Genomic DNA, 13,516 nt, shown 5'->3' with positions numbered 1-13,516 from the left:
TTGTTATTTAAGTTGAAATTCGGGCATTCTTGCAATATGTTTCAGCAATAGTGAAACTTGTAAAGGTGCTGAAGACCAATTAAGGTTCCAAGTACCATTATCGTAGTAGTTTTGTGGCACTTCCCACTTTAATACATCAGTAGCGATATCGTAATCGGCGAGTGTGTGAAGTTCTTTACTTACAAAGTGATTAACAACAACTTCGGTTATAAAGGCAGGGTCGTTGCTATCGTTAGAGAGTTCTCTTGCTAGGTCTACCAAAAGGGCATCGTATCCATTAGCCATGAGATAATCTATATATAACTCGATGAGTTGCCATCTACCAGAAAGTGTTGACGAGTTAATCCATGTTTCATCGCGTTGCCAACCACTAACATCTGGTGGGTCATACATTTCTTGCCCCATAAGACCCGCATAGTATATAAATGCATCCATTAAAGTGTCATCATAAAAAAGAGAAGCTTCATTTACGTAATTGAAGATTACGTCTATCGGACTCTTAATAACAACTCCGAGTGCTCGTTCGTCAAAAAAGTGTTCGCTTTTAAATAATTGTTTTAGTACAGGTGCAAGATTAAAATCTGAGTTTAATAATGTTTGTGCTAAGGGTTCTATGATATTCTGAGTGATAACAGCATCTATTGAGGGGCTCACAAAGAATTTGTATAATTTTTCGCAGATATAATTGGCAATTAAATTGCCGCGTTGTTCAAATAAAATGGTAATAAGGTCGTCGTACCCCCAAGCCCCTTCTTGTCCGAAAATAGTTTTTAGGCCGTCGTCAAATGTAGCACTATCAAAATAGATATCTGCCCCAGGTTCTGCCCAATGGTTGTAACCTGTAAGTGCTCTTGAGGCTTCTAAAATATCTTGTTGTGTGTAGCCATTTCCTTCACCAAGCGTAAAAAGTTCAAATAACTCTCGGGCATAATTTTCGTTAGGATTATTGCTGGTGTTCTCAAAACCATTTAAATACAATAGCATCATGTTATCTGTGCCCATAACGCGGGTAAATTCTCTAAAATTTCCGAGGCAATACGTTTGCATCTTGTTGTAATACTGATACATAAATGGCGAATAGAACACAGCTTCTACTTCTGTAACAAAATGGTTCATCCAGAAAAACGCAAGACGACCTCGAAGCTTTTCAGATATAATATCATTTCCGCTCTGTAGGCGCCACTCAAACGCGTATTGGTTGTTTTCGGTTTCGTAATCGCCAAAGTCGCTAATGGCATAATTACTCCAAAACGGAGCAGCCGTGGGCGGCAAAGCCATAGCCCCATCTACAAGCCCGTCTATAAATTGTTCGGGTGTTAAGGCTAGAGCATCATCCACCTCCATCGTAGTAGCTCCAAAACCTAATCGCCGAAAGGTATGTTGAACTTTGGAAACGTTCCACGGATTGGAACCTGAAGGGATGTATGGACTAAGAGTTGCGGTGTTACAGGAAGGTTGGGTAGTAGTTTCCATGGCAATAGGTTATAGGTTTGAGATGGTTAAATATAGATATTACTAGTAACTTACATATTGTAAGACAGCATTTTAACACTCAAGGTTTCATAAAAATCGGTTTTTCACCCTAATTTATTGCATTCTATCTGGTTTTTCTGTGGTTTTAAGACGAAATGTGAAGTACTTCACCATCTGCAATAACATAGATTTCTGATTCTTTTGTAGGGGATAAAGTATGTTTTCCTGTAAATTTTCCGAAGGCAGGCAAAATAAGTTGCTGTTTCGTTTTATAAAAACAAGGTAGTCTTAAAACTTGTCTTCCTGTTCCCTGTAATTTCACACCGGGATGAACATGTCCACAAAAATTGAAAAAGTTGACCTCTTCGGTAGGGTGGTGTGTGAGTAAAAAGGACTCTATCTTCCAGGTTTCATAAACTTTTACACCTAATTCTTCGAACAAATACTGCGGGATGATGTCGTGATTGCCAGACACTAAAACAATAGGAATTTTAATATACGAGACCCATTTAGTAAAATCGTCCCAGGAAGAATTTAAGTTGCTGTGAAACAAATCGCCTAAAAAGCATATTGTTTGTGGGCAAAGGTCATTACAAATTTCTGTTAGCTGCTCTAAATTTTCAAAGGCAAGATGAGGCGGGATTGCTGCGCCATGTTTTCTGAAATGCGCAACCTTACCCAAATGTACATCTGCAATAAGAAGCATGGCTTTTTCTTTCCAAAAAATTGCACCGCTTGGGTGAAGTATAAACGATTGGTTATAAATGGCAACAGTTTGCGACACGCTGTAAAGATACAGCGCGATTATTTCATTAACAACAAGGTCATCTTTTTGATTCTATCTTTCAGTTTTTCTGAAGAAAGCTTTTCTCGTAACCTGTCTGTTATAATAGGAAAGCTAAAGGGGGTTGGCTTTTCGCAGAGTTTCCAGACTACTTCTTGCGTCGAGATACGTTCTAAAGCAAGCCTTAATCGTCCTTCTTCTAGTTGATGTTCGAAAGTTTCTCTAAAGGCTTGTTGATATAATAAATTGTTGGGTTCATAATCTCTAAAGACATCAAATAACAGCTGGCTATTACTCTGTAGATGTTTTGTTTTTATCTGTTTGCTTGGGTAGCCTGTAAAAACTAAGCCACTAATTACGGCAATGTCTCTAAATTTTCTTCGTGCCAGTTCTGTGCTGTTTAAGCTCTTTTGAAGATCGCTAAATAGATAATCGGTACTAAATAAATTATTATCTAAAATATCTTGGATGTTCATGGGTTGATCGCTTAGCAATTCAAAACCATAATCGTTGTAGGCCAGCGAAAATGTAATTGGAGACAATAAACTAATACGATAGGCTAGTAATCCGCCCATTGCCTGATGTACAAAACGCCCTTCAAATGGGTAAAACAAATGATGATACCCCTCTCTTGTTTTAAATGTTTCAATTAAAAACTCATTTTTTCTAGGAACAACACTTTCCTTTTCTTGCCTATTGAAGATATGTGAAAGCGCCTTAAGTTCTGGAGTGTTGCGCTTATGGTCGGCTTCAGATTGCAATTCATTCCTTAAAATCTCAGACATTTGTGAAGAAAGCGCCATACGCCCCCCCATAAAACTCACCACATTGCGTGTTCGCTTAGAGCTTCTGCGTACTTGAGCTACCATGTTTCTAACGCGCACAAGTTCTAAGGTTCTTCCGGCAAAGACAAACACGTCACCAGGCTTCATTTTACCGATAAAAAATTCTTCTATTGTACCAATAAATCCGCCAGAAACATATTTAACTTGTACCATGGCATCGCTAACAATGGTTCCTATAGAAAGGCGATGCATCATGGCTGTTTTACGGTTGTCTACGTAAAAGCGCCCGTTCTCATCTACTAAAACACGTTTGTATTCATCATAGGCTTGTAGGCTCTGACTTCCTAAAGTGATAAAATTTAAGCACCACTGCCATTGCTCATGGGTTATTCCTTGAAAGGAGAAGGTGTTTTTTATTTCTCGGAAAATTTCTTTCGGGACAAATCCGTCACTCACCGCCAACGTAACTAAATACTGAATAAGAACATCAAAACTTAAGAGATACGGAATCCTATCCTCCATTACTTCTAACTTCACTGCCTTTTTAAGTGCTGATGCCTCAATGAGTTCTATAGCATGCGTAGGCAAAAAATGAATTACAGAAGGTTCTCCAGGTCTGTGATTACTGCGTCCAGCTCGTTGTAAAAACTTAGCAATTCCTTTGGGACCACCTATCTGGATGATTGTTTCCACAGGCGCAAAATCTACACCCAAATCTAAACTAGAGGTTGCTACCACGGCCTTTAAGCTCTCATTGCGAATAGCTTGTTCTACCCATAAACGAGTTTCTTTGTTAATACTGCCGTGATGCATTGCTATTTCACCAGCAAATTCTGGATGTTTTTCAAGTGTTTTCTGAAACCAAATCTCGCATTGACTTCTAGTATTTGTAAAGATTAATGTGGTTTTGCTCTCGTTTATAATTGGAATAATTTCTTCCAATAAATGTAGTCCTAAATGTCCTCTCCACGGAAAAGTTTCCATTTTTTCAGGAATGATAGATTTTACAACAATTTTCTTTTTCAAATTTGCTTTTACAAGTATCGAATTACTTCGGAAATCGTCGTTCATTCCTAACAGCACTTCTTGTGCCTGCGAAAGGTTGCCAATGGTTGCAGAAATACCCCAAATTCTAAGCTCGGGAGAAATTGATTTCAGGCGCGATAAGCCTAATTCCATTTGCACACCACGTTTACTTCCCAATAATTCGTGCCACTCATCTACTATCACAGCCGTTAATTTGTTAAATAGCTTGTCATAGCCTGTAGAAGCCAACAGTAACATGAGACTTTCTGGAGTAGTAATGAGCAAGTCTGGCATGCTCTTTTTTTGTTTTGCACGTTCGCTTTGCGAAGTGTCTCCAGTGCGAATACCAACCGTTAGTCCGGTTTCAAGCTCGTCTGCAAAGCGTTGTGCCGACTGCTGAATTTCTACCGAAAGTGCACGTAGGGGAGTAATCCATATCGCTTTTAACCCTTTGGTTTTTTTAGACTTATATTCTGGATTGTCTTTTATGAATTGTAAAACAATAGGAACCCAAAGGGCGTAGGTCTTGCCACTGCCTGTTGGGGCATTTAATAAGCCATGTTTGCCACCAAGAAATGCTTTCCAAGTTTTCTTCTGAAAAGGGAAAACTTTCCAATCTTTTTGATGGAACCAAGTTTCGGCTATGTTTATTAATTCTTTTTGTTTCATTTAACCAGTTGAAAATTGAAAGCAACAACGTCTTGCTATCTCGCAACATAGATTTTCTATAAAGTAAGAAACCTTAGGTTCACTTAGGGATTAGCGCCCTTAAATCGTCTAATGTGTTGGCTTCTTTGATAGTTTTGTCTTTTCGCCAGCGTAATATCCTAGGAAAACGCGTTGCTATTCCACTTTTGTGGCGGCTGCTCTCAGCAATACCTTCAAAGGCAATTTCAAAAACATGATGCGGTGTTACGCTACGCACTGGCCCGAAGCGTTCGAGGGTATTTTTTTTAATCCACGCATCAACTTGTCTAAATTCTGCATCGGTGAGGCCAGAATAGGCTTTTGCAAACGTTACTAATTCTCCGTTGTTCCAAAGTCCGAAAGTATAATCTGTAAATAGATTTGCGCGCCTACCATGGCCACGCATTGCATAAGTAAGTACTCCGTCTATAGTAAACGGGTCTGTTTTCCATTTCCACCAGTCGCCTTTTTTTCGTCCTACGAGGTAGGGAGAGTCTTTTCGCTTAATCATTAAGCCTTCACTGCGCTTTTCTCTAGATAGCGTTCGTTCTTTGGCTGCTGCGTCCCATGTTTCAAAATTCATGGTCTCACTTAAATAAAGGCCAATTTCCTCCCAAGCACATTCTGAAATTAGCGTATCCAATATTTTTCTTCTTTCTGAAAAAGGTTGTTGACGAATGTCTTTTCCTTTCCATTCTAGAATATCATAGGCATTGAGTATTACGGGTGTTTTTTCGAGCAGCGCTTTGGAAATATTCTTTCTTCCAATACGCGTCTGCAGGGCGTTAAAATTTCCGATTTGATTATTTGCAAAAGGTAAAATTTCGCCGTCAAGTACAGTGCCATTTGGTATTTTCGAAATAAAACGTTGAAATTCTGGATATTTATCTGTCACTAATTCTTCACCTCGCGACCAAACAAAAACTTCGTTGTTTCTAATAATTATCTGACTGCGAATACCATCCCACTTATGCTCAAAGCTCCAATCTTTAGGCGAGCCAAGGTCTTTTTGAAAATTATCTTCTACAGCATAGGCTAAATAGAAAGGATATGGTTTGCTTAAATAGTCTTCTGGGTTTTCTTGTAATATAAGCTCATTGAACGTGGTGTTTTCACCAGTCCAATTTCCCATGAGTTTATAGGCTAGAATGTCCTCATCTATACCTGTTGATTTGGCCAAAGCCCGCGTCATTAATTTTTGACTTACACCAATTCTAAATCCGCCCGTAATTATTTTATTAAAGACAAAACGTTCAAAATAGGAAAGCTGCAACCAATTTTGTTGTAGGTATTCTTTTTTCTCTTCATCGGGTAACGACTTAAGAGCAATGATTTCTTCAATATATGTAGATAGTGTTTTTGAAGTTTTTTTAGATGTATTGGAGTTTGGGATGATGAGTGCAATAGTTTCGGCTAAATCGCCTACTATATGGTAGCTTTCTTCAAACAACCATTGCGGAATTCCGCTAATTTCAGTAGCCCATTGCCGTAACAAGGTGGTATTGACGGGCCTTTTTGGACGCCTGTGCGAAAGTATAGCGATGGTCCAAAGTTTATCTTTTTCCGAAGCAGTATTAAAATAGTCACTTAGGGCAGCTACCTTCAACGTAGTTTTGTTGGTGCTGTCTAATGTTTTTATAAGTTCGGCGAATTGTTTCAATGCTTTTGTCTTACTATTATTTATTGCTGTCTTCAGTTTTGTTGTTTTCTATTTCTGCCTGTTCACCTTCGTATTGTGTTTTCTCTGTCCTGGCATCTAAGCCCATTTCTTCTCTTAAATATTTGGCAAAAATATCTGTGTACCCATGTGTGGCAATAACTTTTTCGCAGCCAGTTTCCTTTACAGTGCGTAACAGCCCATCCCAGTCTGCATGGTCACTGAGTACAAATCCACGATCTATGGCTCGTCTTCTTCTTGCTCCTCTAAACGTCATCCAGCCACTGGCACTTGCAGTTACATATGGCACCATTTTACGAATCCATGTGCCACCATGTGCGCTAGGGGGTGCAAGAACGATATTACCTAAAAGGTCTTCTTTCTTTGTATCTCGTGTAACACGTGTTGTTGTTGGAAAGTCGTACATAGGTCTTAGCACTTCTGTCATATTTTCTATGGCTCCATGGGTATAAATTTTACCAATAGTTGGGTCTATATGTTTTAATAAACGTTGTGCTTTACCTAGGGAATATCCGAAGAGAATAGACGTTTTCTGCTCATTTTGGTTAGCTGCCCACCACCTATTTATATCGTTAAAAACTTCTTTTTGTGGTGTCCATTTAAAAGCAGGTAGTCCAAATGTGCACTCGGTAATAAAAGTGTTGCATTTTACAAGTTCAAAAGGCTCTGCGATGCCGTCATTTTCAGTTTTGAAATCGCCAGTAAATACCCAAACTTCTCCTTTGTAAGCGACGCGAACCTGACTAGACGCAACAATATGTCCTGCAGGGTGCAGACTAAAGGTAACTCCATTAATGGTGAACGTTTCGCCCCACGTTTTTCCGGAGACTGTAATGTCGCCTAGACGATGTTTTATAATGGGAACATTGTTGTGGTGGGTAATATACTGTTTGTGGCCCCAGCGACTATGGTCTGCATGACCATGTGTAACAATACATTTATCTACGGGGCGCCAAGCATCGATATAGACATCGGCTTGTTGGCAATAAATACCTTTTTCATTAAATACAAGTAAAGGTTGACTCATGCTTTAAAATTAAGAAGATAGGCTGGCATCGTTTGCGTTGTTAAGAAAAGTTTAGCGAGAATTTCGGTAAAAAGAAATGGATGGTTTCTTCGGAAATATTTTCGACTTAAACTATATTTGTAATCTAATTTAATACTATGTCATTTACAGATTTATTCGAAAGTGGAGAACACAAGAGAAATTTAGGGCATTTTGCTTCTATAGCCAATATGGCAGCAGTTGATGGAGAACTAAATGCTGAAGAAGAAAAGATGCTTCGCCGATTTGCAAGAAAATTGGATATAGATGAGAGCGAATATGAAGTGGTTTTAAAAAACCCTTCAAAATACCCAATTAACCCTCCAAACGATGCAGACCGTAGACTAGAAAGAATGCACGATTTGTTTGAAATGATTTTTGCCGATCATGAAATCGATGATCATGAACGCACATTAATCGAACGCTATGCGATAGGCTTAGGATATACTGAAGAGTTAGCGCAGAAACTTATAAAACGTTCAATTGAAATTTACGATGGAGGTTTAGATATGGAAGATTACCGATACCTTCTAAATAAGAAATAAGAGTTTTTTACAATTACGGAAGGAGCTTTTCGATGGTGTCGAAAAGCTCCTTTTGCGTATATGGTTTTGCTAGAAATCCACTAGCACCTGCTTCTAACAAGCTTTGCTGCTGCTGCAACATTGTACTACCGCTTGCAACCAAAATAGGCATTTCAGCAATCTGTTCACTTGTATGAGTGTTACAGCTTGTTATAAATGTATGCGCAGGTGAGTCTGGAAGTTTATTTTTTATAATGATGAGATCATAAGATTTTTTTTCTAGAAGAACGAAGGCGTGTTCGGCCGAGTTGGCAATTTCTAGAATATAGCCGCACTCGTTATTCAAGAAGGTACGCATTAAAAGCATTTGAGACGTTTCATCATCTTCTAAAACTAAAATACGTTTACTAATTAATATTCCAGAGCCCTTAGGAACCGTTGGTCTCTTTTCTTTGGCTGTTCTAACCTCAAAAGGTAATACACAGGTAAAAACGGTTTCCGAATTTTCACTTTCTACCGAAACTTTACCATGAAGTAATTCTACCAGATCTTTAACTATTTTAAGTCCGAGCCCTTCACCTAAAGGCTCTATCGAACTTTCCTTTAATTGGTAGTAGCTATCAAAAATTTTATTTAATTCGGAAGCAGGGATATCCTCACCAGTATTGGTAACCGTGAAAGAAAGAACACAATCTTTTCCCTTCAATTCTTTAACAGATACATGCAAGGTAACCATACCATCTAGGGTGTACTTAGAAGCATTTTCTAAAAGGTTAAATAGTATCTGATTAATCCGAACAGGATCACCTATCAATTTTTTTGGAATATCATCATCAATTAATAATTGTACCGATACCTTTTTGGAAGACAATTTTAATAAATAATGCCGCTGTAAATTGGCTAAAATATGCCCTAGATTGAAGGCCACTTTTTGCACTCGAATAACACCCCGCTCTATTTTTGAAATATCGAGCATGTCATCCATAAGTTGTTTTATTTGAGTCCCGGTACGGTGCATTACCTTAAGCGTCTCATTTTGATCGTAGGTAAGCTTTGTGTCTCGCAACAATTCCATGAAACCTAACATGTTGTTAAGCGGATTTCTAATTTCATGATTTAGGTTAGCTAAAAACGTATTTTTAAATGCTTCTTTTGCTAACAATAAACGCTTATCAAAAGCTAGTTGTTCTTTGGCAATGCCTGCTTCATTTTTTTCTTGAACTAGCGGATGTGCATCTTCATAGTGTTGCGTGAAATCGAAAAGCAATAAAAAATAACGATTATCTCTTTTTATGATTTCAACATCAATAATTTTATTGGTGTTCTGCAAAGCAATATTTACACATGGAATGGCAATGTGTTCTTTTAGGTCTTCGAGAAGGTATTGCAATCCTTCAAAGAAGGGGTGTAAATTTGAAATGTTTGCTACCCCTTTTATTGAGAATAAAACATCATCGCTGGCTAAGATTGTACCGTCTTGATCTACTTCTATTTGCTGAATCCGTTTTTGTGTAAATTCTTCTTTTAAGTCAGATGGACTCATACCTGTAAAGTTTGTTTTGCGATAGCGTTAAAAATTTCTGAAACGTTTTCACCTGTTTTGGCACTTGTGAAGAAACAATTATCGAAGACCTCATCTCCAAAAAATTCTGGAGTAAATTCTTCAGTAAAAAGATCGGCTTTGTTTCCTACAATACAAGCGGGGATGTTGGGATAGTTGGTATCAAGAAACTTAATTTCATCTTCAATATTTTCGTATGTTGCTGGACGTGTAACATCAAAAACATAGATAAAACCATGTGACCCTAGTAGATATGAGTTTCTGGCTTTGTCTATAGATGTATTTCCCTCAATATCCCAAATTATTAGCTGTACTTGTTGCTGGTTTACCGTAATCTCTTTTTTCTTAACATGTACGCCAACTGTCACTAAATAATCTTCACTAAAAATAGTATCCACAAATTGACGAAGCAAACTTGTTTTGCCAACACCAAAATGACCAAGGAGTACAATTTTTTTTGGGTAATTCATAAAGGTTTGTTTGAAAGCGACAAAGATAAGGAAAACAACATAAGTAGTTTGTCGTTTGTGATTCAATACCTAAGTAATGCGAAAAATAAGATTTATGAATCGAAATTAAAATCGAGCTCATTTCTTATCTGTATTGCTTTTAAATGAAAAGTGCCCACAGACTTTTCGATTTCCTCTAAAATACTTTGTTGTTCTGGGGTTAATTGAGCCAACTTAATAGCATGAATATTCTTTATAATCTGTTCAATTTCTAATATCATTTTGTTGTCAATTCGCTGTTTCATGAACTCTAGATATGCTTTCTTTTCTTCTAGATGCTCTCTCTTTAAGTCAAATTCTTGCTCTAATAACAATGCAGATTTTTTCTCTAGTGCGGCTTCATGCAGGTGTTCGTAATGTTGCGAATAATCGAATAGTAAAATCGCCAAAAAATCGCGCTCTTTCTTTATTGTAACGTCACAAATGGCTTCTTTGCCATGAATGTCTAATTGTACGCATGGAAAGGCTAAGTGACTGCCAAATGGTTCGTTGCTTTGTAATTCGGTTTGTAGACTTTCAAAAAATGGATGTAAGTCATATAAATCGTCTTCGCTCCCTAACTTAAAAATTGTATCGCTGCTCTGGAGAATTTTCCCACTAGGTTTGCATTGAATTTCCTGTATTTTTTTTGTAAAAAATGTGTTCTGGCTTGTCATCTTATCATCTTTTTTGCGAGGTCTATAAACACTTCTTGTACGCCATCTCCTGTTTTTGCGCTTACAAAACTATCGGGGATAATATTCTTTTTTGCTAACACTTCAGCCACTTTACTTGGGTCTTCAATATCTGCTTTGTTGCCTACAAGCAATGTAGCAACTTTTGGGTACTTTTCGTTAATAAAATTCAGTTCAGCCTCCAAACATTCATACGTTATTGGTCGTGAAAGGTCGAAAACATAAATAAAGCCTTCAGATCCTAAGAGATAGGAGGCGCGTGCTTTTACTACAGAGGTAAATCCTTCTAAATCCCATACAATCATAGATAGCGTATTTCCGCTAGGCATTTGAAGCTCTTTTTTCTTTATCTGAACACCCAGTGTGGGCTTATAATCGTGCTCAAAAATATTTTCTAAAAACCGCCTCATCAACGATGTTTTACCAACACCAAACTGCCCAAGTAGCACTATTTTTTTTGAGCGTTTCATTTCTTAAAGAAATTTTTCAAGAATGAATTGGTCTCTTCACGCGACAAGTTAGAAACGCCATGAGAAAGCTTCTGTGAGAGCTTGAACAGTTTGTTTTCTAATTTGCTCTCAAAAGAACGGGTGTAATTGCCTGATATAACGACTGCAATATAGAAACTATGAAAATTTTGAATGTGAATAGTGTATAGCTCATACTCTATGCTTTCTAAATTTTGAGCACCACCCTTAAAAGCATCTTCCACAAAACTTTTAATAGCTGTAAGCATACCTGAAATCATATCTTTGTCTAATGTTTCGGTTTTACTATAGTTGCCAAGCAGAATTCCTGAACCTTTTTGAATTATAAACACTTCATTTACGACTGGCGGATTACTTTCAGAAAGTATCATATCACTTTCTTTTACACCAGAAAACCGAGCACGGACTTTTCTTTTTAAACTAATTAATGAAAAGGTGTTATTTACTTTTTGGTTTATATTTTCAGATAGCTTTTTAATTTCATTTTGTACGTAGCGCTTAATCATTTTTCCCATAATAGGGTACAACGCTTCAACAACAGCATCTTGAGAGTTAGCGATCTCTCTTTGTAGTGTTTTTGTAATAGTAGGGCCTAAGGTTACTGGGATTTCTGCAATAAACTCGTCGAGTTTTTCTTTAATTATTGGATCAACTTTTTCTGAAAGTTTCTCTCGTTGTTCAATTGTTTCAGAAATTACATCGAGGCGCTGGTTTACTGCACTAGCAACTTGCCTGTCGTCTACCAACAGGATGTCCCGCAATAATTGCAATTTGTCCTCTTCCATACCTTTCCCAATTGGTGAAGTTAAGACCCAATATTTTCACCTAGTTTTATGAGTAGCGCACTAAGTTGTTTTCTGTCAACTTTGCTCTCTGATAAAGCATCTGTTTTTGAATTCATGGCATCTTCAAGGTCTGTAATACGAATGTTTACATCGGTACTTAAAGAATCTATAGACTGCATTAGCTCATTTCGCACTTCATCAATGTAGTTTTGAAGCGTCTCTTTCTGATGGTCAATTTCTTTTTTAAGCGTATTAAATTCACTGTCAATTTCGAGAATATTCTCTCCAAATATTAAGTTTTTGATAGCTTCAATTTTGGACGATGAGTCCATAGGAAGGTCTCCTTCTGAAGGTGTATTTTTCTTTGCCATTGATTAATTTTTTCTCGCATAAATTTAAGAAAAAAACCCTAACGGCGCTTTAAATAGTTGAATTAAGCGTTGCGCATAAACTCTTCTGCTTTGGCAACCATGTTTTTACTTCCGCAGAAAAAAGGAACACGTTGGTGAAGTTCTGTAGGTATAATGTCTAAAATACGTTCAAACCCGTTACTAGCACTACCGCCAGAGTGCTCTGCTAAATATGCCATTGGATTGCATTCATACAGTAAACGCAATTTCCCTTGAGGATCTTTGGCAGTGTTGGGGTAGATATAAATACCACCCTTTATCATGTTTCTATGAAAATCTGAAACTAATGATCCAATATAGCGAGATGTATAAGGACGATTGTCTTCTTCTTTTTGGCAATACTTTATATAGTCTTTTACCCCTTGAGGAAAATGCACGTAGTTTCCTTCGTTTACCGAGTATATATTTCCATCTACTGGAAATTGCATATTAGGATGTGAAAGGTAGTAAGTTCCAATTGCTGGATTTAAAGTGAAACCATTTACACCATGCCCGGTAGAATAGACAATCATTGTAGAGGTACCATAAACAATATAACCTGCCGCAACTTGGTTTTTTCCAGGCTGAAGAAAGTCTTCAATGGTAACCGGTGAGCCTGCCGGGGTTACCCGTCTATAAACGGAAAAAATGGTACCCACCGAAACATTTACGTCTATGTTGGAAGAACCGTCTAAGGGGTCCATTAAAACCACATATTTGTTGTCATTCTTTTTATTACGCCCTTGAATAGTTATAAAGTCATCTTCCTCTTCACTAGCAATACCACAGACAATTTCTCGGTTAGTCAAGGTTTTAATAAAAATATCATTTGCGTAAACATCTAATTTTTGCTGGTCTTCTCCCTGAATATTGGTTTCTCCAGCGGCTCCTAAAATGTCTACAAGCCCTGCTTTGTTCACTTCATGGTTAACTACCTTAGCAGCCAAACGAATAGAGTTAATTAACCTTGAAAGCTCTCCAGAAGAGTATTTAAACTCTTCTTGATTTTCAATGATAAATTCGCCTAACGTCTGATTTCTTTTTCCCATGATACAAGGTCGTTCTTAATTTAAAGCAAATATCGGGTTTTTTGATAAATACAACCGAT

13 protein-coding genes are annotated in these 13,516 nt (G+C 37.5%); 1 reads left to right on the top strand and 12 read right to left on the bottom strand.

Features of this window, described 5'->3' with window-relative positions:
- Positions 1 to 3: 3 nt before the first annotated feature.
- The 5 genes from G5B37_RS09430 to G5B37_RS09410 all read right to left on the bottom strand — a co-directional run bounded on the left by G5B37_RS09430 (position 4) and on the right by G5B37_RS09410 (position 7,460).
- Positions 4 to 1,473 (bottom strand): DUF1800 domain-containing protein, encoded by a 1,470-nt coding sequence (locus G5B37_RS09430; RefSeq protein WP_164679786.1) that lies wholly within the window; start codon positions 1,471 to 1,473, stop codon positions 4 to 6.
- 145 nt (positions 1,474 to 1,618) lie between these two features.
- Positions 1,619 to 2,257, bottom strand: coding sequence for a ligase-associated DNA damage response endonuclease PdeM (gene pdeM / locus G5B37_RS09425; protein WP_164679785.1), 639 nt, complete (start codon positions 2,255 to 2,257; stop codon positions 1,619 to 1,621).
- Positions 2,258 to 2,277: 20 nt separating this feature from the next.
- Positions 2,278 to 4,737, bottom strand: a complete 2,460-nt coding sequence (locus tag G5B37_RS09420; RefSeq protein WP_164679784.1) for a ligase-associated DNA damage response DEXH box helicase — start codon at positions 4,735 to 4,737, stop codon at positions 2,278 to 2,280.
- A gap of 79 nt (positions 4,738 to 4,816) precedes the next feature.
- Positions 4,817 to 6,415 (bottom strand): ATP-dependent DNA ligase, encoded by a 1,599-nt coding sequence (locus G5B37_RS09415; protein WP_164679783.1) that lies wholly within the window; start codon positions 6,413 to 6,415, stop codon positions 4,817 to 4,819.
- 16 nt (positions 6,416 to 6,431) lie between these two features.
- Positions 6,432 to 7,460: a ligase-associated DNA damage response exonuclease gene (locus tag G5B37_RS09410; protein ID WP_164679782.1), complete on the bottom strand. Its 1,029-nt coding sequence runs from the start codon at positions 7,458 to 7,460 to the stop codon at positions 6,432 to 6,434.
- A gap of 137 nt (positions 7,461 to 7,597) precedes the next feature.
- On the opposite strand from G5B37_RS09410, the gene G5B37_RS09405 reads away from it, so the two are divergent.
- Positions 7,598 to 8,023, top strand: a complete 426-nt coding sequence (locus G5B37_RS09405; RefSeq protein WP_164679781.1) for a tellurite resistance TerB family protein — start codon at positions 7,598 to 7,600, stop codon at positions 8,021 to 8,023.
- 13 nt (positions 8,024 to 8,036) lie between these two features.
- Here G5B37_RS09405 and G5B37_RS09400 read toward each other — a convergent pair whose 3' ends face one another.
- From G5B37_RS09400 to fbp, 7 genes are all read right to left on the bottom strand, one after another.
- Positions 8,037 to 9,545 (bottom strand): ATP-binding response regulator, encoded by a 1,509-nt coding sequence (locus G5B37_RS09400; protein ID WP_164679780.1) that lies wholly within the window; start codon positions 9,543 to 9,545, stop codon positions 8,037 to 8,039.
- Positions 9,542 to 10,033, bottom strand: coding sequence for a Rab family GTPase (locus G5B37_RS09395; RefSeq protein ID WP_164679779.1), 492 nt, complete (start codon positions 10,031 to 10,033; stop codon positions 9,542 to 9,544). Before G5B37_RS09395 ends, G5B37_RS09400 begins: the two co-directional genes overlap by 4 nt.
- Positions 10,034 to 10,125: 92 nt before the next feature.
- Positions 10,126 to 10,728, bottom strand: a complete 603-nt coding sequence (locus G5B37_RS09390; protein ID WP_164679778.1) for a hypothetical protein — start codon at positions 10,726 to 10,728, stop codon at positions 10,126 to 10,128.
- The gene (locus tag G5B37_RS09385; protein ID WP_164679777.1) at positions 10,725 to 11,216 is read right to left on the bottom strand and encodes a Rab family GTPase; all 492 of its coding nucleotides are present in this window, start codon (positions 11,214 to 11,216) and stop codon (positions 10,725 to 10,727) included. Before G5B37_RS09385 ends, G5B37_RS09390 begins: the two co-directional genes overlap by 4 nt.
- Positions 11,213 to 12,019: a cell envelope biogenesis protein OmpA gene (locus G5B37_RS09380; protein WP_164679776.1), complete on the bottom strand. Its 807-nt coding sequence runs from the start codon at positions 12,017 to 12,019 to the stop codon at positions 11,213 to 11,215. The genes G5B37_RS09385 and G5B37_RS09380 overlap by 4 nt, the downstream gene beginning before the upstream one ends.
- Before the next feature lie 20 nt (positions 12,020 to 12,039).
- Positions 12,040 to 12,390 carry a fructose 1,6-bisphosphatase gene (locus tag G5B37_RS09375; RefSeq protein ID WP_164679775.1) on the bottom strand — a complete coding sequence of 117 codons (351 nt, stop codon included), beginning with the start codon at positions 12,388 to 12,390 and terminating at the stop codon, positions 12,040 to 12,042.
- 62 nt (positions 12,391 to 12,452) lie between these two features.
- On the bottom strand, positions 12,453 to 13,457 hold the full coding sequence (gene fbp / locus G5B37_RS09370; protein ID WP_164679774.1) for a class 1 fructose-bisphosphatase: 1,005 nt from the start codon (positions 13,455 to 13,457) through the stop codon (positions 12,453 to 12,455).
- Positions 13,458 to 13,516: the final 59 nt, after the last annotated feature.

Source organism: Rasiella rasia, assembly GCF_011044175.1.
GTDB lineage: Bacteria > Bacteroidota > Bacteroidia > Flavobacteriales > Flavobacteriaceae > Marinirhabdus > Marinirhabdus rasia.
Note: the sequence above shows the minus strand (reverse complement) of the source record. Positions and strands in the feature narration are given on the sequence as shown.

Bases quoted from the DNA above. Each gene is read 5' to 3' on its own strand.
- G5B37_RS09395 (WP_164679779.1), bottom strand. From the start codon at position 10,033: ATGAATTACCCAAAAAAAATTGTACTCCTTGGTCATTTTGGTGTTGGC.
- G5B37_RS09390 (WP_164679778.1), bottom strand. From the start codon at position 10,728: ATGACAAGCCAGAACACATTTTTTACAAAAAAAATACAGGAAATTCAA.
- G5B37_RS09405 (WP_164679781.1), top strand. From the start codon at position 7,598: ATGTCATTTACAGATTTATTCGAAAGTGGAGAACACAAGAGAAATTTA.
- G5B37_RS09375 (WP_164679775.1), bottom strand. From the start codon at position 12,390: ATGGCAAAGAAAAATACACCTTCAGAAGGAGACCTTCCTATGGACTCA.
- G5B37_RS09420 (WP_164679784.1), bottom strand. From the start codon at position 4,737: ATGAAACAAAAAGAATTAATAAACATAGCCGAAACTTGGTTCCATCAA.
- G5B37_RS09380 (WP_164679776.1), bottom strand. From the start codon at position 12,019: ATGGAAGAGGACAAATTGCAATTATTGCGGGACATCCTGTTGGTAGAC.
- G5B37_RS09400 (WP_164679780.1), bottom strand. From the start codon at position 9,545: ATGAGTCCATCTGACTTAAAAGAAGAATTTACACAAAAACGGATTCAG.
- G5B37_RS09410 (WP_164679782.1), bottom strand. From the start codon at position 7,460: ATGAGTCAACCTTTACTTGTATTTAATGAAAAAGGTATTTATTGCCAA.
- G5B37_RS09385 (WP_164679777.1), bottom strand. From the start codon at position 11,216: ATGAAACGCTCAAAAAAAATAGTGCTACTTGGGCAGTTTGGTGTTGGT.
- fbp (WP_164679774.1), bottom strand. From the start codon at position 13,457: ATGGGAAAAAGAAATCAGACGTTAGGCGAATTTATCATTGAAAATCAA.
- G5B37_RS09430 (WP_164679786.1), bottom strand. From the start codon at position 1,473: ATGGAAACTACTACCCAACCTTCCTGTAACACCGCAACTCTTAGTCCA.